Here is a 19755-nt window from a genome sequence, read left to right as displayed (position 1 = left end):
CGGTATCATGGAGTCAATGGAAAACGCCAATTCAGAGAAACATTACAAACTATTAGTTGTAGCTATTATCATAGGCATTGTAGGTGTATTTATCCGCTTTGCAGGTGATGAAAATACCCCATACTTTTCATGGATCGCCAATGTATTATTAGCATTAGGTGCCGGTATTGCTTTAAAAGCAGTTTTCGATATTATGAAATAATTTATTATTCAATATATAAAAAAAGCGTCAAGGTTATCCCTGACGCTTTTTTTATGCTTCATCTGCTCATCTCATATCCGTAATCTGCACATTTACTTCGGCTTATATTTCGATTGATTCAGGATCTTTTGCGCATCCTTATCAGCCATTAACTGTGGCAAGGTAACCTCAGGATGCTTATCCATATAGGCACGCACAATTTGCCAGCCCGTATATACAGCCAACTTTGGCGCCGATTCATTTCTCTCGCCCAGGCCCGGAGTAAACGGAGCTTCAGTAAGATATTTTTGAATTTTTGGATAATCGGTTTCGTACAATAGATTCTCCTCCAAAAAGTATCCCCATATTTTCGATTCAAAATCATTACACCATTTTAACTGGGTGGCGGTATAGCTAATTTTAGTTTTATCACCAACATCAGGTAATATCCTATCCATAAAATACATGATCTTACCGTTGTACACCATTTTTGATAGTAATGATTTATCATTATCATCTTCGGGAAACATATCCTCACGGGCAATGCCCTCAACCACACGGGGGGTAATATTATCGGGCGTAAAATGTCTTGATAAATAATGCGGAAACGCGCTGGTGATTGAAGGATAAAACCTGGAGTTGGCCCCCAAAAATAAATCAAGCCCTATAGCAAAATACCCGTCACCAATGGATGTTTGCGCCTGGAATCCAGACAGGTAAGCATAAACTTTCGGGATTCTCTTTTTGGGATAATAGTATTTAATGTATTTAAAAGCTTCTGTCAGTTCGGCATTCTGTTTATCCATATTTGGGTAAACAGCCTCTACGTCATGTTTCAGATCGTTATAAGCTTTACCTTTAAATACTTCGTGCAAGGTTTTAAAATAGGCAGTATCTCTTGTACTGCCGGCCTGCAAAACACGTTCAATAAAATCCTGGTAAAATGCCCCATACTTATTATGAAGAAAAATGGCTTGCTGGTTCATGCGCCCGGTGCGCATAGCATCAAAATCATGATCAAAGCGCTCTATCGTCACATCAAGGTTAATATTACTTACATCAACCTTTTTATTGCGCCCGCAGGCTGTCAAAATCAGGCCAATAAAAAAAAATAAGTAAATTTGTTTTGCTTTATACCGGGTAGTTATCATTTTTATCCTTTGAGCAAAAATAATTTTTATTTGCATTAATACGTTACTATACCATCTATGAAAATCGCATTAGCCCAGCTCAACTATCATATAGGTAACTTCGAATCGAACACAGCCAAAATTATTGATCATATTTTAGAGGCAAAGCAAAACGGTGCCGACCTTGTTGTATTTGCCGAACTATGCGTTTGCGGATACCCGGCACGCGACTTTCTTGAATTTGATGAGTTTATAGGTTTGTGCGATGAAGCGGCAAAAAAAATAGCTTCAGTATGTACAGATGTGGCCTGCATTATTGGTCTGCCCACTTTCAATAACAAAACAGAGGGTAAAGACCTTAACAACTCGGCATATTTTATTGAGAACGGTAAGGTTAAGGCTATAGTGAATAAAGCCCTGCTACCAAATTATGATGTATTTGATGAATACCGTTATTTTGAACCATCAACAGATTTTAACTGTATTGAATTTAAAGGCAAAAAAATAGCGCTTACCATATGCGAGGACTTGTGGAATACCATAGAGAACCCGCTGTACGTTACCCGCCCAATGGATATCCTCATTCATCAGCAGCCCGATGTAATGATCAATATCGCGGCTTCCCCATTTGCCTATAACCACGATGAGGTGCGGATTGATATTTTGAGCGATAATGCCAGCCGCTATAATTTGCCACTACTTTATGTAAACCAGGTAGGCGCACAAACCGAATTGATATTTGATGGTGGATCGCTGGTATTTGACAATACAGGTAAGCTTATAGATGAATTGCCTTATTTTGAGGAAAATATGGCTTATTACACCCTGGCCGATAACAACACCATAAGTTTTGAGCATACATCAACCCTAAAAACCGAACGCCCGAGTGATATTGACCAGATACACCAGGGAATTATTTTGGGGATCCGTGACTACTTTTATAAATCGGGCTTTAAACAGGCTATTTTAGGTTTATCCGGGGGGATAGATTCGGCCGTGGTTTGTGCTTTGGCTGCGGAGGCCTTAGGTCCGATGAATGTGATGGCCGTATTACTGCCTTCGCGTTTTTCAACAGATCATTCCCTTAAAGATGCAGAGGACCTTGTGAAAAACCTGGGCTGCAAAAGTGAAACGATAGCTATAAAACATATTACCGAAGCGATTGAGAGTTCCCTGCACCCGCAGTTTAAAAATCTTACATTTAATATTGCCGAAGAAAATATCCAATCGCGTACCAGGGCTGTTTTATTAATGGCGATGTGCAATAAGTTTGGTTATATTTTGCTAAACACCAGCAATAAAAGCGAAGCGGCGGTAGGTTACGGTACTTTATATGGCGATATGTGCGGAGGTATTTCCGTTATAGGCGATGTGTATAAAACGCAGGTTTTTGAATTGGCCCGCCACATTAACCGCAATAAGGAGATCATCCCGATTAACTCCATCGTTAAACCGCCATCGGCTGAGTTAAGACCCGATCAAAAGGATACCGACTCCCTGCCTGAATATGATATTTTGGACAAAATACTGGAAGAATATATTGAATACCGTCGTTCATCTGCAGAGATCATTAAAATGGGCTATGACGAAGCAACAGTTCGCCGGGTAATCAAGCTTACCAACTCGGCCGAGCATAAACGTTACCAAACACCGCCAATCTTAAGGGTTTCGCCAAAGGCTTTTGGTATGGGCCGCAGAATGCCGATAGTGGGTAAATATCTTTCGTAGATATATTCATTGAGTTTATCGATTATATGCATATTCGTATAAATATATGAGTTAATTTGCCATCTCATTATTTTGAAAATGCCTATATCCAAGTCAATGAATAAGCTATACTCCGCAATTTACTTTTTATTGTTTTTGCTGGGTACCACTACTGAGCTTTTTGCTCAACAACCATTGGTAAGCACCGCAAAAAAGGCCGAACTTGGCAATTTTTCATCCCAATTAAGAAACACTTACACCGTGGGCAGGCAACAGGCCCTGTCATTAGCCGGTAAACGCGGCTGGACCATAAGCCGCAGATCAAAAAACGGCAATTTGTTATCATTACAAGGCGTAAACAGCTTGGGGTTCCCTATATACCTCATTACACATAATAATACTACCGCTGCAGCAACAACAAATACCAATAAAATACAACCCGGTGGCTCGTTAGGATTAAATCTTTCAGGGTCCAGTACCAGCCTCCTCAATAAATTGGCGATGTGGGATGGTGGCTCCGTTTACGCCGCCCACCAGGAATTTGCCGGCAAAACCATCACCATAAAAGATGGCGCTGCTGTACTTGACCATACCACTCACGTAGCAGGTACTATGATAGCCAAAGGGGTATATGCACCTGCTAAAGGCATGGCTTTTAACTCGGCCGGTTTGCTATCATGGGATTTTGATAACGATGTATCAGAAATGAGCGGTGCGGCATCAGGCTTATTACTATCTAACCACTCCTATGGAGATGTGGCTGGCTGGGATTATAATGACAGCGACTCGCGTTGGGAATGGTATGGCTTACCCGGTGATTCTGTTGATTACACTTTTGGTTTTTATGATACGCGCGCGCAGTCATGGGATAAAATTGCCTATACCGCGCCGTATTACCTCATCGTTGAATCAGCAGGTAATAGCCGGTCCAGTAACGGGCCAGCCATCGGATCAACTTATTATGGCTATAGGAGCAGAACAGATCAAACCATTGTTAACAAAGGTGCAAGGCCTGCAAACATCAGCGATAACAGCGGCTATGATATCATCAGCACAACTGGTAATGCTAAAAATATAATTACCGTTGGCGCCGTAAATCCCTTACCATCCGGCCCTACAAACCGGCAGGATGTAAGTATCGCTTATTTCAGTAGCCGGGGACCAACCGATGATGGCCGCGTAAAACCAGATATTGTTGGTGATGGTGTAAATGTAACTTCAGCAGGTGTTGCCAACAGTACATCGTACCTCACCCTATCAGGTACATCAATGGCTGCACCCAATATTACAGGCTCTTTATATTTATTGCAGGAGTACTACTACAAAAAAAAAAATCAAAGCTTTATGCGCTCGGCCACACTAAAGGGCCTGGTTTGTCACACTGCCTTTGATGCCGGTAATGTGGGGCCCGATTATATTTATGGATGGGGGCTGCTCAATACGGCAAAGGCCGCCCAGGCTATAACTGAAAACGGCACCAAAAGCCTTATTAAAGAGAATACACTTACCCAGGGCCAAACGCAAACCTTTAATGTATTGGCATCGGGTGCTGATGCTTTGATTGCAACTATTGCCTGGACAGATCCACAAGGAACAGTTTTGCCCGACGGGACAATAAACAGCCGCACACCAAAATTGGTAAACGATTTGGATATAAAAGTGAGTGATGGCACAACTACCTACAACGCCTGGGTTTTGGATCCCGATCACCCATCTGCCACAGCAACAACCGGCAATAATATCCGGGATAATGTGGAACAGGTTTTTATTGCCAACGCGGTGCCAGGCAAGGCTTACACCATTACGGTATCTCATAAAGGCACCCTTTCATCAGGCTTGCAGGCTTACTCCCTCATCGTAACCGGAATGGGCGGTACTGCTTACTGCTCATCGGCACCTTTGAGTAATGCCGATTCGCGCATTGATAACCTTAAATTTGCCAATATTGACAATACACCTACCCCGGGATGCAAAAGCTATTCTGATTACACCAATTTAACCATTCAATTAGAGGAGGACAAATCCTACCCCCTAAGCATTACCCTGGGTACCTGCGGCAGCAATTTTACTAAAGTCGCTAAGGTATTTATTGATTATAATGAAAACGGTGTTTTTGATAGCAATGAAGAAGTAGCAACTACCGGCTTTTTTAACGGCACCGGAACATACACCACAAACATTAAGATACCGGCCAACGTTTTGCCGGGCACCTACAGTTTAATGAGGGTAGTATTAAACGAAACCGCGGATGCTTCAACCATACAAGCCTGTGGCAGTTACAGCAAAGGCGAAACCCAGGATTACCGTGTACAATTTTTACAAACCAGTATTGATGCCGGCATATCGGCCATAGTTAACCCCGGCTCAAGTGGGGCATGCTCCATCACCACGCCCATAACTATCCGGGTTAAAAATTTTGGCAGTGCGGCAATCAGCAATATTCCCTTAATGGTAAAAATAACCGCGCCCGATAATACTGTTACCACCTTTAACGGAACCTACGCGGGTGCCCTTGCACCCGGCGATGAAGACAACTTCACCTTTAGTCAAAATTTTAACGCGATGGCCGGGGCCACTTATACCATAACTGCTGTAAGCAATTTAACCGGCGACCCGGTAAAAACAAATGATACCGTAACAACAACCATAGTTATTAACTTTCCATCTACTATTGGCGATCTTAGCGCTTATTACTGTACCGATAGCAAACAATACCTTTTATCCGGGAATGGCGATGGCACTTTGCTTTGGTACCAAAATATTGGAGATACTACCCCCGTTGCTGTTGGCAGCCCAATAAGCACAACATATCCGCCTGTAAATAATACTTATTACGCAGGCATAAATGATTTTAAGGGCACCGTAGGGCCGGCAACTAAAAATATTTTCAGTGATGGTGGATATGATCAGTTTACCCCATCTGTTATTGTTGATACCAAAGTACCGGTAGTTATTCAAAGCGCGCGTTTATATATCGGCAACCCAGGCAAAATCACATTTAATGTAAGTAACAGCAACGGGCAAACTGTGGCATCAACAACTATAAACGCCCAGGCTACCCGTAGCATACCACTCCCCGGTCCGCAAGCAAATGATCCGGCAGACCCCGGTAAGGTTTATGACCTCAATCTTGAATTACCTGCTGCCGGTAAATACGTAATATCAGTTGAATATGATAATAGCGCAACTATTTATCGCAACAACGCGGGTGTAACAGCCTATCCGTTCAGCACCGGTAAAATATTCAGCATTACCGGGAATGACGCAACCAGTGATAACCCTTCAGATACCAGTTATTACAAAAGCTTTTACTATTATTTTTATGATATAAAGGTTCAAAGCCTGGGTTGCGCTTCTGCAGCCAGGAAAGCCGTCACATTAACGAAGCCTGTTATTGTACAAAGTAATAATACCTTAAACTCGAGTATTGCAATGGGCAATCAATGGTTATTAAATGGAACGCCTGTCAAAGGAGCCACAGGTGTTACCTATGATCCCATACAAAGCGGAAACTACCAGGTAGCAGATACTTTAAGCAGTGGATGCGTGGCCATATCAGATGTTTTTGTTTATGCCAGAACGGTAGCCAATGCAGATAAATCAACCGATATAGGATTAACAGTATTTCCAGTGCCGGCAAACGCCAATCTAAACGTTTTATTTACAGCTAAAACGGCCGCAGATCTCAACCTCTCACTTGTAAATTCGGTGGGGCAAATCGTAATTTCGGATAAGCAAAGTATCCCTCAGGGTAATTTCAGCACTGCAATAAATGTAAGCAATTTGCCACCGGGCGTTTATGTTTTAAAGGTATTATTGGGCAGTAAGGTCTACGGAAAAAAGGTAATAATCAGTCATTAAAAACTTTATACCACTAAAGAACATAGCCAAAAGCTGTAATCCTTTACACAGATAAATGGAGGAAAATTCACATTTTATGGAAAAAAAAATAGAGCAGGCCTAAAATGCCTGCTCTTAAATTGTAACTGTAATTTTGGGGTAAGTAAATCAAAGCTTTATGCCATAGGCATTCGCTTTAATGTTTATTGAAAAGTATATTTTACACCTACGCCCGGTGCAATATCAAAAAATGGCCCGGTGGCTACTTCAAGGCGGGGGTTAAGATCTAAGCTTACTGCAATTGGGCTATTAGGAATCATCCATTCCAAACCCAAAACACCATCGGCTCCTAATAAAAGGTGCCTGTCTTTATAGTATTGTGCATCACTGCCAAAGCGATGGTAATACCCACTGCCAATAGAGCCCAAATGCCCCCCAAAACCGTAATAAAAATTAAGCTTATCAACGTTAAACGCTTGTGTATGTATCTCATACAAACCGGTTATTACCAGGCCGTGATCGCGGATACCCAGGATACCTTCAAGTGCAGTGGTCTTATCCAGGAAGTACTTACCGGATGGCCCAATTTCATATGCGCCAAATTTTAAACCGGCGGCTACCTTATAATCCTGCGCCTGCGAGCGCTTGCCTATTAATAAAAAAGAAACCGAGCATAACAGAATGTAAATAAATTTTTTCATGTAGTAGTTTTAAGTAAACAATTAAACAGGTAATGTAAACGCATATTAGCTTGACGAAGAATTAACCCCGTTTGGCCGTAAATGTTCAGTAATAAACGCCAATTATGAATTTTTATGGTATTGTAAAGAAAAAACTACATCCATAAATATTCATCTAACTGACTTTCAACAGGAAATATTGGTCTTCTTTTAATGTATTTATGACCTTAAATAGATTATTTTAGTGAAATAATTTTCGCTGATAATGATGATATATAGCTTTAAAATAAGAAAGAGCAATTACATAACCCTGTTTTTAACCATACTTTTTTTTATAACCACAGGATGTGTACACGGGCAACTGGGGGTTAACAATAGTAACCAATATCGGAATGGTATGGTGGTTTGCGCTTACCCGGATGCCGCGCAGGTTGGGCTTGATATTTTAAAGAAAGGTGGCAATGCTGTTGATGCCGCGGTAGCGGTGCAATTTGCGTTAACAGTAACACATCCGCAAGCGGGCAATATTGGCGGTGGGGGCTTTATGGTTTTCCGTTCCAAAAGCGGCAAAACAAATACCCTGGATTTTAGGGAAAAAGGACCAGCCGGGGCAAGTGCCGATATGTACCTTGATTCGGCCGGGAATGTAATTCCTGATATGAGCCTGTATACGCACCAGGCATCCGGCGTTCCCGGTTCTGTTGATGGGATGGTTGAGGCACACCGTAAATATGGCAAGCTTAAATGGGCCGATCTTGTACAACCTGCTATTGAACTTGCCCGCAACGGTTTTAAAATAACAAAACATTTAGCCAGCGACCTCAATCGCACCAAAGCCCAGTTCACAAAATTGAATCCCGGCAAAACCTATTTGATAAAAGATGGGGATTGGAACGAAGGCGACGTGTTAGTACAGGAGGATTTGGCCAAAACCTTTGAACTCATCCGCGATAAAGGCAGAGAGGGATTTTATGATGGTATAGTGGCCGATGAAATTGTTGCCGAAATGAAAAGCGGCAAAGGATTGATGACAAAGGAAGATCTCAAAAATTACCACTCTGTTTGGCGCAACGCTATTACGGGCAATTATAAAGGGTACAAGATCATTACAATGCCGCCGCCATCAAGCGGAGGCATAGCTTTGCTCCAATTGCTGCAATCTGTTGAAAAATATCCTTTAAAAAGGTGGGGATACAACCAGGATTCAACCGTGCGATTGGTAGTTGAAGCCGAACGCCGGGTTTATGCAGATAGATCCAAATACCTTGGCGATCCTGATTTTTTTAAAGTGCCGGTTGATAGCCTGCTGAAACCAGCTTACACCGCATCGCGCATGGGCAATTTTAGCTGGGATGCGGCCACACCAAGCACCAGCATACAGCCCGGCACCTTTGTAGGTTACGAAAGCGACCAAACAACACACTATTCTATTGTAGATAGGGATGGCAACGCGGTATCCATTACTACCACTTTGAACGACAGCTTCGGTTCCAAAATTTTTGTTAAAGGCGCGGGGTTCCTGCTTAACAATGAAATGGACGACTTTAGCTCCAAACCGGGAGTACCCAATATGTACGGATTGATTGGAGGCAAGGCCAACAGCATCCAACCCGGTAAACGCATGCTATCATCCATGACACCAACCATTGTTGAAAAAGATGGAAAACTGTTTATGGTGGTTGGTACTCCCGGCGGCTCAACAATCATTACATCAGTTTTTCAAACCATACTTAATGTAATAGACTTTAACCAAAGCATGCAACAGGCTGTAACTTCAAAACGCTTCCACTCACAATGGCTGCCCGATGAGGTGATGGTTGAAAAAGATGCCATTGATAGTGCCACCGTTACCAAACTCCAAGGTAAAGGCTACAAAATAACCACCAGCGGGACCATAGGTCGGGTGGATGCCATTCTAAAAACCCAATGGGGTTATTACGAAGGCGGCGCAGATCCACGAGGTGATGATACTAAACTGGGGTGGTAGTTAGTCGGTTAGCAGTCGGCAGTTTGCTTAACATCTATTTAATAAAAACCGCAAACTGGCAACGGCAAACAGCAAACTTAAATTTGTGTAATTAACAAGCATTTCTTACGTTTGGTATGCATGCATAATAGTGTAAAACACCAGGAAACCATTGATTATTTTTTAAAAATTGTGTGGCAAACCGTTGCCAACAGGTACAACCAGTTGGTTACTGAGTTTGGCATCACGCAGTCTATAGGCTACCTGTTAATCAATATCGACGAAAAGGAAGGCACCACCGTATCCCAGGCGGCCGCATTATTAGGGCTTAAATCAACCAGTTTATCAAGAATGCTTAGTCAGCTGGAAAAAACAGGACTAATCTATCGGGAATCTAACCAGGGCGATAAACGTTCGGTAAAGATTTATCTGACAGATGTGGGCAAAGAAAAACGGCACCAGGCACGCGTGGTTGTAAAACAATTTAATAACTACCTTGATGCCCACATCAGCCCGGCAGATAAAGAATACCTTACCGAAATGCTTAAAAAAATAAACAAGCTTACTGTTAACTATAAACCTAATAGTCAATAAGCATTACAAGAGCTTTTATTGTAAAAACACTTTGCCGTAAACCAGTAATAGCGCGGCCAGAAAAACTAACGGACGTACAGCCATAAACCGAAGTAATTTTCTTTAAAATGATTCGTTTAGTTTGAAATAAAGCTCTTAACTACACTTATTTAATGCTGTGCGGATTATTAATTGTTAAAAAATGTTAAGCTGCCGTTTTTCTATTATAAAAGAATAAATTTGCCTTTTGAGAAAATGAACAGGTTACTTGTTTTACTATTGGTATTGATGGCGGGATTGGGCGCATGTAAAAAATCTGCCGATCCTATGGTACAGTATAAAATTCAAGCGGCAATTGATGATAAAATAATCAGCGATTACCTGGCAAAGCATCCGGAAGACAGCGCTAAACGTGTGGACACATCAGGAGTGTTTTACATTATAAAAAAGGGCGAGGAAGGTTCAGGAAATGACCTGTTTACCAGTTCAACAACTGTAACAGTGGGCTTTACAGGGCAACGTTTGGCTGATGGTGTTGTTTTTGCGCAAACTACCAATTTTCACCCGTCCTATACATTAGGAAGTGTAATAAGAGGTTGGCAGTTGGGCATACCACAGATAAAGAAAGGTGGCAAAATAAGATTGCTTATTCCGTCAAGATATGCTTACGGGCCATATCCGCAGGATTCGGTACATTTGCCCGCTAATTCGGTACTTGATTTTCGTATACAGCTATATAACATAACTAATTAGACAAAAGAATAAAGGTAAAGGGCCACAATGATTAGCTGTTTACTGTTAACAAACAATATAAATGAAGAAAATTACTTTTACGCTATTATTACTTGCCACAATAGGTTTTATATCTTGCCGCAAAACAGCCAACGATCCTAATATTACACAAGTCGACGAAACCAATATTCAAAACTATATTAAAGCCAATGGCCTCACAGCTATGAAACGTGATACTACTGATCATGATACCAGCGGCATTTATTACCAGATTCTTTCGCAGGGATCAACTGCGGGTCTGCCATTGGACTATTCAGATACAGTGAAGTTTGTTTTTACCTTAAAATCATTCGACGGAAAATACAACTCACTTGATTCGCTGACCAATAACCATTACGATGGTTTTTTAGGCCACATAAATCAAAGTGCGCTTCCAAAAGGTTTGCAGATTGCTATTCATAACCTCATTAAATATAAAGGAACAAGAGCAAGGGTATTAATACCTTCGCGCCTGGCCTATGGAATAAACGGCTATGGAACGGGCAGTGCAAGTAACGTTAATACCCGTATTGCAGGTAACCAATGCCTTGATTATTATCTTAACGTATATACCGATCAAAACAAGTATGATGACCAGGTTATAAATAACTACAAGGCTGCCAATGGCTTAACTGGTTTTGTTAAGGCACCAGGTGGTTATTATTATAAAGTAACAACTCCTGGTACAGGCGCCAATGCCATAGGTCAATATTCAGCCTTTACCACAACTTACTCGGGCAAATTTTTAACCGGAACAGAATTTGACTCCAACACAACTGGTGCAACATTTGACCTTTCGGGCAATAGTGGAAGCATACCTGTAACAGGTGTGGCAGAGGGCTTACAAGGTTATACTACAGGCGCCGCAGTTACACTACTATTACCTTCAAGATATGCCTATGGAAGAGCGGGTACTACCGGTATAGCCGGGAATACTAACTTACGTTTCGACTTTACAATAGTTACAGTGACTAATTAATTATTTAGCTAAAGCCTCTTTAAATACTTTTAAACAACGCTCGCGTGCAAAAGCGTGATCAATAATGGGTTTCGGATATGTGCTAAAGTCAGCATATTCCGGAACCCATTTTTTTATGTATTTCAATTCCGGGTCAAACTTTTTGGTTTGAGATTCAGGATTAAATATCCTGAAATACGGTGCAGCATCTGTACCCGAGCCTGCAGCCCATTGCCAGCCGCCAACATTGCTGGCCATTTCATAATCAAGCAGCTTACGGGCAAAATAATGTTCGCCCCAGCGCCAGTCTATCAATAAATCTTTACTTAAAAAGCTGGCCACTATCATGCGTACACGGTTGTGCATAAAGCCGGTGGCATTCAGTTCGCGCATGCCCGCGTCAATTATCGGGTAACCGGTTTGCCCATCGCACCAGGCCTTAAATTGCGCTTCATCATTAACCCATCTAATGCGGTCATACTCCGGGCGAAAAGCATGATCCATCGTGTGCGGAAAATGGTACAATATCATCATATAAAACTCGCGCCATATCAGCTCATTAAGCCACGTTTTACTACTATAACCAAATGCCGTTTTTGCCAGTTCCCTAATGCTTATGGTGCCAAAACGTAAATGAATCCCAATATGTGATGTGCCTTTAATAGCGGGAAAATTACGCTTCTCCGCATAATCGCTGATAACATCCTCATACTCCTTACCGGGCAAGGGAAGGGTACTTTTTTCAAAACCCATTTCTTTTAATGAAGGTATTGCCAAAGACTGGGTTTTAACCAGGTTGGTTAAATACTTTAGGGTAGGATAAGGTTTAAGATGAAATGGCTTAAGTGCTGCGTACCATTTGCGCTGATATGGGGTATAAACAGTGTAAGGTTTACCATCATCTTTGGTTACCTCATCTTTTTCAAATATTACCTGGTCTTTAAAGGTTTTGAAATCGATATTGTGCTTTTTCAGCATCTCTCCTACAGCATCGTCCCGCCTGGTAGCGTAGGGTTCATAATCATGATTGGTATACACCGATGCAATATTATGTTCCTTGATTATTTTATCCCAGGCATGTTCGGCCTTATCATAAATCACCAATAGGCTGCTTCCATGTTTTTTCAGTTCTGCATGCAGCTCTTCAATAGCATCATAAATAAAAGTGACACGGGCATCATCCTTGTCTTCCAGCTTATCTAATATCTCTTTATCAAAAATAAACAAAGGCAAAACAGGGTTGCCACTTTTCAAGGCCTGATATAAACCAGCATTGTCATTTAAACGCAGGTCGCGGCGAAACCAGAAGATCGTTATCGGGGTATTTTTATCCATATATTTCTTTCAATGCGGGTGTCACCTCAGTATACTTAAAACTGAAGCCTGCATCTTTAATTTTTTGATCAGATACTTTAGTGCTTCCCAAAACCAGGCTACTCATTTCGCCCAGCAATAATTTCAGCACAAATGCAGGCACATTTGGCGCCCACATAGGTTTATGCAATTGTTTAGCTACTGCCTTTGTCATTTGGGCATTGGTTACCGGGTTAGGTGCCACCATATTAAAAACCCCTTTCAGCCCTTTGTTTTCTATGGCAAACAGGTACATATCAACTACATCCTGCCAGTGGATCCAGGGAATCCATTGTTTACCATTGCCTATTGGCGAACCTACAAAAAGCTTTACGGGTAAGGCCAGCGCAGGCAATGCTCCCGCTTCTTTATCCAACACCACACCGGTTCGGAATTTTACTATACGCAAACCCAGCTTTTCACCTTCATCAACCGCGGCCTCCCAATCAATACAGCATTGCGATATAAAATCACTAACCGGCGGGCTGGTTTCTGTCAGTAATTCATCTCCCCTATCACTATAATAACCAATACCCGAGGCAGAGATAACCGAAGTAACTTTGTTAGCCCGGGTTTTAAGCAGGCTATATAACAGGGCAATTGATTTGGTGCGACTTTCTACAATCTCTTTTTTACGATTTTCCGTCCAGCGTTTATCTGCAATGCCCGCCCCCGCCAAATGAATAATAGTATCCACGCCATCAATGCAATGTTCATCAATAGTGCCATTATTCACGTTCCATATAAAGGTTTTAATATCTATGTCTTTAGCAGGGTTCCTGCTCAAAAAACTTACAGAATGGCCCTTCGCCAGCAATAGCTTACTAAGCCGCTTACCTAAACCGCCAGAACCACCTGTTATCAATATGTTCATCTTGTTGTTATTTGTCAAGGTTTTTTGTTTTCATGTTATTGGATCGTCGCAAAGCGAGGAGTTAAGAGCCATAAAACAAACGGCTAAACTCCCTCCCCGTAATGTATAATTTCTTTTGCCATGCCATTAAAAATAAACAGGTGGAAAGGCCACATGGCGTACCAGTACAAACGCCCCCACAAACCGCTGGGCCTAAAAGTAGCAACCTGGCTCAAGTTTTTATTACCGTTACGTTCAATTATTTTAAATTCCAGCCAGGCTTCGCCCGGCAGTTTCATTTCGGCATATAATAGCAGGCGCTTATTTTCTTTATCGGCCAGCAAAACACGCCAAAAATCTATGACATCGCCGGGAGCTATATTGATGTTGCTGGTGCGGCCCCTGCGTATGCCTACGCCTCCAAATAACTTATCAATAAAACCGCGGATATTCCAGATCCAGTCCCAGTAATACCACCCCCGGTTGCCTCCTATCGACATAAAATTGGTGAACACATCTGCGCTTTCGCGCTCAAAAGGAATTTTAACTTTATACTGCAGCGTACCATTCTGCGGTACTTTTATCTGGTCCATAAAACCCGAATGGAGATAGCCCATATTCAGGGCGTCTTTCCAGCTGGATACAATAGAGTTCTGCTCTATCTTAACAAAGGCCAGGTTAAGTGCTTCCTCATAAGTTAAGCATTTTCTGGATACAATATCATCTATGCTATGATCTTGCATAATGGTTTCGTTCTTCATGCTGTTCACCAGGCTTTGCGCTAAGGTATAACTGGTTGAAGTAACAAAGTAAAGCCAATAGGAAGAAATTTTAGGTGACAGGAACGGAATGATAAAAATATGCCTTTTCAGCTTACGCACTTTGGCATACACAAGCATCATATCCTTGAATGATAAAATATCCGGTCCGCCTATATCAAAGGTTTTCTTAAATGTTTTTTCGTTGAGCATCACACTTACCAGGTAACCCAGCACATCGCGGATGGCTATAGGCTGACAGCGGGTGTTTACCCAGCGGGGCACGGTCATGACAGGTAGTTTTTCGGTAAGATCACGAATGATCTCAAACGAGGCGCTTCCAGAACCGATGATAATGGCCGCCCTTAACACAGTAAGCGCCGATTTACCCTCCTTTAAAACATCCTCTACATGCCTGCGCGATTCGAGATGTTTGGACAGATTATTATCATTGGTAATACCGCTTAAAAATATGGTTTGCCTGCAGCTGGTTTTATCAAGCGCATGAATAAAGTTATATGCTGATAAAGCCTCCAACGCCGCAAAATCCTGCGCCTGCGACATAGAATGCACCAGGTAATAAGCGGCATCAATATCTTCAGGAAAGGCCTCAATACTCGATTCCTTAAGCAGATCTCCTGTTGTAAGTGTTACTTGCTTACTAAAGTCGCTATGTTCATGAAAACGCCGTTTATCACGCACAAGGCAAACTACGTCATAGCCTTTCTCCAACAAAACCGGGATAAGCCTTGTACCTATGTAACCGTTAGCCCCCGCAAGTAATACCTTCACGTTATGTGCAACAACAAAGCAGGCAGGCTGTTTTAAATTGCGTGTTTACCCGGTACTTATTAAATATTTACGCTATCAACCACTACGACTTTACTGCAAAGTGGCTTTGCATACTGCTCGGCAAAAATAATATGGGTAGGATCTACCTGGTAGGCCTCCTGTAACTCTGGCGAATCAAACAAAAGCAACAAGGATACATCATAAGAGCGGTCAATCACATCGCGGTTGGTATCGGCAGGCACGCCAATATGAAAATCACGGATGTGGGCGATAGGTTTCAGGATGTTTAGCCCCTCTATCAATTTATCCTTATCCGCTTTATTGGTAAGCCAGAAATGTACGTGGTGAACGAAGGTGTTTGCTAGTAATGGCATATGTATATTTTATATATGGCTGAGGAAATTCAAATATAAATAAAACTTCAAATCAAAGGCCCTGTCGTAAGGAGAATGGTTGATAAAGCTCAATACTCCAACAAAACGTTTAAGTCAAACTTACGAAGTTTTGAAAACTTCGTAAGTTTCTATGCAAGCGCAAATCAAAAGTGATCTTCTTTGAAATGGGTTGGATGAGCTCAATACTCCAATACCACATGTGGCTTAAAAGTATCCGTTTTAACCTCGGCCTTTAATTCATGTAAAATATTATACAAGCCGAAATTGGTGCGGTTAACATAAATAAAATGCTTAACTCCACGGGCCTGTTTAAATTCGGGCATTTTGGAAAGGCGTTCGCCAAAAGCAAATAGCTTGTCAAAAAACTCGGTTTGGCTAAAGTCGAAATGATCATCAATGTAAGGCATGGCAAATAAGCTGATCATTTCCTTAAATTGTGTATAATAAAACTCAATTTGTGCCGGGGTATCACCCTTGCGGATCATATCCAATAGCCGGAAAGCCTTGATGGTTTCCTCTTTATTATCTAACAGGTTGGTTGATGTAAGCGAGAAGAAGGGATAATAAAAATCCTCCGGCATCTCTTTAATACAGCCAAAATCAATAACTCCCAGTTTACCTTCCGGGGTGATCATGAAGTTACCGGGATGCGGATCGGCATGTACGGCACGTAGTTCGTGCTGCTGAAAATTATAAAAATCCCAAAGGGCCTGCCCTATCTGATTACGCAGTTCCTGTGATGGGTTGGTAGCCAAAAATTCTTTCAGGTGCTTTCCTTCCAGCCAATCCATAGTGATGATGCGCTTGCTGGACAGCTCGGGGTAGTATTTAGGAAACACTACATTATCCAGGTTGGCGCAGGCGGTAGAAAACTCGATAGAGCGGCGTACTTCCAGCTCATAATCGGTTTCTTCCAGCAGGCGCTCTTCTACCTCGCTCATGTAAACATTCAATTCCTTTTCGCTCATGCCCAGCATACGGAAAGCAAAAGGCTTAATCAGTTTAAGGTCGGAGGATATAGAATCACCCACACCGGGGTATTGGATTTTCACAGCCAGCTTTTTACCATCCAGTTCGGCCTGGTGAACCTGGCCTATTGATGCGGCATTGGTCGATCGGATATTGAACTTATCATAGATCTTGTCGGGATTTTTGCCAAAATACTTTTTAAACGTTTGTACAATAAGCGGCCCCGAAAGCGGCGGAGCATTGTATTGCGATTGCGTGAATTTATCTACATAAGCCTGCGGCAGCAGGTTTTTATCCATGCTGAGCATTTGGGCAACCTTAAGCGCGCTGCCCTTAAGTTCACTTAACGACTGGTAGATATCGGCAGCATTATCCTCGTTCAGCTGGGACTTATCCATATCTGGGTTGAACAGCTTTTTTGAATAATGCTTTATATAATTGCCTCCTATTTTGAAACCCGTTTTTACAAACTTGGCGGAGCGCTCAGTTTTGGTGGTTGGCATGCTGCTTTGTTCGGGAGCAGCACCCTGTAAATCTCCTCCATCAGCCGACGGAAGATCTTTTTTGTTATCTGTCATAATGAATTTTAAAATCCCATCTTATCTTTAAACCCTACCGTTTTTCACAAGGAATTTACCATACTCAAAAAGGTTATCGATGGGCGAACGCTGAAACAGATCGAACGTTACGTTAACTCCTTTTTCAATAGCTTCATCGGTTTTCTCAAAGCCGGCCGAATTATCATTTACCCAAAAGTTTAGCACAAACACAAACTGGATCCACAGCGCATCTTTATAGCGCTTGCTGAAAAACTTGCGATCAGTAAGTTCTGTTGTTTCAATGCCTTCCTTCAGAATCTCATCGGCAAAGTTTTCGTAAATATTTTTCAGGTTTTCAAACACGCGCGGGGTAGTAAACCCTTTAGGCTGTTTATTGATAGTATAAATGGCAAAACTGCGACTACCTTTAAGCAACTCAAAAAAACCATAAAAAAATGACAGGGCTTTTTCACGGGCGCTATACTGTGCCCATACTTCCTGAGCTCTTATTTCGGCTAATGTTTTTGTTGCAAAACCTGCCCAAATAGCTTGTTCCACCGCCTCGAACGAGCCAAAGAACTGGTAAAATTCAGCCTCGGTCATTTCGTTTTGTTTAGCAAATATGTATACCGATTTAGGTTGTGAGCCTTCCGTAAGTACATAATCAATATATGAATTCTGAATGCTTTCGATAGTTGCCATAATGGATTTACTTTTAATATTATACGTTAAAGTTACATACATAGTATGAACTGTTTGTCACAGAAGCCTCACGTAGCCCCCCGCATTTGAGAGGGAGGACTAAGGCTTATATAAACATCTCAATCGTCCGCTGCAGGTCCCTTGCCTGCACCACGCCGCTTTGGCGCCATTTGGTTTGCCCCTTTTGAAATATCATAAGCGTAGGCACACTTTGCACCTTAAACGCGCTTGCTGCCTGCGGATTTTTGTCGATATCTATTTTGATGATTTTTACCTTATCGCCAAGGGCGTGCTTTACATCCTGCAATATAGGTGGCATCATTTTACACGGGCCACACCACTCGGCCGAAAAATCAACCAGTACAGGTATCTCTGATGCTATAATTTCCTGGAAATTTGCCATATAATTTTAGTTAATGGTTCAATATCATAGCTAAATTAACCTTAGCTATGATCCTCATTTATAACTATTAAGTTACAGAAAAGTTTAAGCTAATAAACTTTGAAACATCAACTATAAACTATATTTACTTTATGCAAACAAAACTCGCCATTTACCTATGCCTGCTACTATTTGCAGCACCATTAGCCGTATCGGCGCAGGATAAACCTGTAGTAATACCACTGTGGCCAAAAGGCGCACCGGGGTTTGAGAGCCGGCGTAATGAACCCGAGCAGGCTAAGGATTATTGGGTGAAAAATATCCATAATCCCTCGCTTACGGTATTTTTACCTCCTGCAGGTAAAGCTAACGGCGCGGCGGTGGTCATATGCCCCGGCGGTGGCCATCGTTTACTGGTTTATACTGCCGAGGGTGTGGAGCCCGCAAAATACCTCAACAACCTGGGTATTACTGTTTTTGTATTGAAATACCGATTGGGCAGGGATACCCTTTCGCCCTATAAAATTGATGTACACGCTAAGCAGGACGGTTATAGGGCTATGCGCCTGGTGCGTAGCAAAGCCGCCGAATACGGCCTGGATACCAACCGAATAGGAATGATGGGCTTTTCTGCCGGTGGCGAAGTAGTTGATATGGTAGCCTATGGAGAAGGCAAAGGCGATCCTGCTGCCCCCGACCCTATCGACCGCCTAAATGCTAAACCTAAGTTTGTGATCCAGATATACCCGGGACCACTGTATATACCGGATGTGATCCCGGCAGATGCACCACCAGCCTTTTTACTGGCCGCCAATGATGATCCCTGCTGTGCGGTACCAGTGGTAAGTCTGCTGCAAAAGTACAGGGAAGCTAAGGTGCCTATCGAAGTGCATATTTTTACGCAAGGTGGGCACGGCTTTAATATGGGCAATCGCTCAAAGCTCCAATCCATCAGTACCTGGCCGCAGCGCATGGCCGACTGGCTGGCCGATAATAATTACCTAAACCCGGTTAGTAAGGAGCGCAAGAAGATTTTGCATTGATCCTTTCGCTAAAAACTTCTTAAAGCTATTTTTTTGCATCATAAATGCCTTAAAAATGCCAATTATGATCAATAAACGCACCTAAAAAGAGTAAAAAACATCCAAAAAAATACAAAAAAGAACAGGTTTTTATGCCTTTAAAAAGTTTTCGTTCTTCATAAAA

At 42.1% G+C, this 19755-nt stretch carries 17 protein-coding genes; 8 read left to right on the top strand and 9 right to left on the bottom strand.

The window, feature by feature from the left end:
• Positions 1-7 precede the first annotated feature (7 nt).
• The gene (locus AC1D0K_RS20750; RefSeq protein ID WP_295717720.1) at positions 8-202 is read left to right on the top strand and encodes a hypothetical protein; all 195 of its coding nucleotides are present in this window, start codon (positions 8-10) and stop codon (positions 200-202) included.
• A 92-nt stretch (positions 203-294) separates the two neighbouring features.
• Here AC1D0K_RS20750 and gldB read toward each other — a convergent pair whose 3' ends face one another.
• A complete protein-coding gene (gldB, locus tag AC1D0K_RS20745) occupies positions 295-1332 on the bottom strand; it encodes a gliding motility lipoprotein GldB (RefSeq protein WP_477391549.1) in 1038 nt (345 codons plus the stop codon).
• Between the two features lie 57 nt (positions 1333-1389).
• On the opposite strand from gldB, the gene AC1D0K_RS20740 reads away from it, so the two are divergent.
• Complete coding sequence (locus AC1D0K_RS20740) at positions 1390-3039, top strand: NAD+ synthase (RefSeq protein ID WP_477391550.1); 1650 nt, start codon at positions 1390-1392, stop codon at positions 3037-3039.
• Between the two features lie 96 nt (positions 3040-3135).
• The gene (locus AC1D0K_RS20735) at positions 3136-6879 is read left to right on the top strand and encodes a S8 family serine peptidase (protein ID WP_477442209.1); all 3744 of its coding nucleotides are present in this window, start codon (positions 3136-3138) and stop codon (positions 6877-6879) included.
• A gap of 182 nt (positions 6880-7061) precedes the next feature.
• Here the strand turns inward: AC1D0K_RS20735 and AC1D0K_RS20730 are convergent, their stop codons facing one another.
• Positions 7062-7559, bottom strand: a complete 498-nt coding sequence (locus AC1D0K_RS20730) for a hypothetical protein (RefSeq protein ID WP_295717729.1) — start codon at positions 7557-7559, stop codon at positions 7062-7064.
• A gap of 244 nt (positions 7560-7803) precedes the next feature.
• Here AC1D0K_RS20730 and ggt point away from each other — a divergent pair, with 244 nt between their 5' ends.
• The 4 genes from ggt to AC1D0K_RS20710 all read left to right on the top strand — a co-directional run bounded on the left by ggt (position 7804) and on the right by AC1D0K_RS20710 (position 11827).
• Positions 7804-9525 (top strand): gamma-glutamyltransferase, encoded by a 1722-nt coding sequence (ggt, locus tag AC1D0K_RS20725; protein ID WP_477391553.1) that lies wholly within the window; start codon positions 7804-7806, stop codon positions 9523-9525.
• A 120-nt stretch (positions 9526-9645) separates the two neighbouring features.
• Entirely contained in the window at positions 9646-10098 is a 453-nt protein-coding gene (locus AC1D0K_RS20720) for a MarR family winged helix-turn-helix transcriptional regulator (RefSeq protein ID WP_295717731.1), read from the top strand.
• 234 nt (positions 10099-10332) lie between these two features.
• A complete protein-coding gene (locus AC1D0K_RS20715; RefSeq protein WP_295717733.1) occupies positions 10333-10830 on the top strand; it encodes an FKBP-type peptidyl-prolyl cis-trans isomerase in 498 nt (165 codons plus the stop codon).
• Between the two features lie 61 nt (positions 10831-10891).
• A complete protein-coding gene (locus tag AC1D0K_RS20710) occupies positions 10892-11827 on the top strand; it encodes an FKBP-type peptidyl-prolyl cis-trans isomerase (RefSeq protein ID WP_477391554.1) in 936 nt (311 codons plus the stop codon).
• On the opposite strand, the gene AC1D0K_RS20705 is transcribed toward AC1D0K_RS20710, so the two are convergent.
• From AC1D0K_RS20705 to trxA, 7 genes are all read right to left on the bottom strand, one after another.
• Positions 11828-13141: a cryptochrome/photolyase family protein gene (locus AC1D0K_RS20705; protein ID WP_477391555.1), complete on the bottom strand. Its 1314-nt coding sequence runs from the start codon at positions 13139-13141 to the stop codon at positions 11828-11830.
• Positions 13134-14033, bottom strand: coding sequence for a TIGR01777 family oxidoreductase (locus AC1D0K_RS20700; RefSeq protein WP_477391556.1), 900 nt, complete (start codon positions 14031-14033; stop codon positions 13134-13136). Before AC1D0K_RS20700 ends, AC1D0K_RS20705 begins: the two co-directional genes overlap by 8 nt.
• Positions 14034-14116: 83 nt before the next feature.
• Positions 14117-15562, bottom strand: a complete 1446-nt coding sequence (locus tag AC1D0K_RS20695; protein ID WP_477391557.1) for an SDR family oxidoreductase — start codon at positions 15560-15562, stop codon at positions 14117-14119.
• A 59-nt stretch (positions 15563-15621) separates the two neighbouring features.
• Positions 15622-15936 carry a Dabb family protein gene (locus AC1D0K_RS20690; protein ID WP_295717743.1) on the bottom strand — a complete coding sequence of 105 codons (315 nt, stop codon included), beginning with the start codon at positions 15934-15936 and terminating at the stop codon, positions 15622-15624.
• A 200-nt stretch (positions 15937-16136) separates the two neighbouring features.
• The gene (locus AC1D0K_RS20685) at positions 16137-17504 is read right to left on the bottom strand and encodes an ABC1 kinase family protein (protein ID WP_477391558.1); all 1368 of its coding nucleotides are present in this window, start codon (positions 17502-17504) and stop codon (positions 16137-16139) included.
• A gap of 27 nt (positions 17505-17531) precedes the next feature.
• On the bottom strand, positions 17532-18167 hold the full coding sequence (locus AC1D0K_RS20680) for a TetR family transcriptional regulator C-terminal domain-containing protein (protein WP_477391559.1): 636 nt from the start codon (positions 18165-18167) through the stop codon (positions 17532-17534).
• Between the two features lie 106 nt (positions 18168-18273).
• Complete coding sequence (gene trxA / locus AC1D0K_RS20675; protein ID WP_477391560.1) at positions 18274-18570, bottom strand: thioredoxin; 297 nt, start codon at positions 18568-18570, stop codon at positions 18274-18276.
• A 131-nt stretch (positions 18571-18701) separates the two neighbouring features.
• Between trxA and AC1D0K_RS20670 the strand changes: the two genes are divergently transcribed.
• Complete coding sequence (locus tag AC1D0K_RS20670) at positions 18702-19592, top strand: alpha/beta hydrolase (protein WP_477391561.1); 891 nt, start codon at positions 18702-18704, stop codon at positions 19590-19592.
• The last annotated feature ends 163 nt before the right edge of the window (positions 19593-19755 follow it).

Source organism: Mucilaginibacter sp. P1_A3 (genome assembly GCF_056406855.1).
This window is presented reverse-complemented; position numbering and strand designations above follow the sequence as displayed.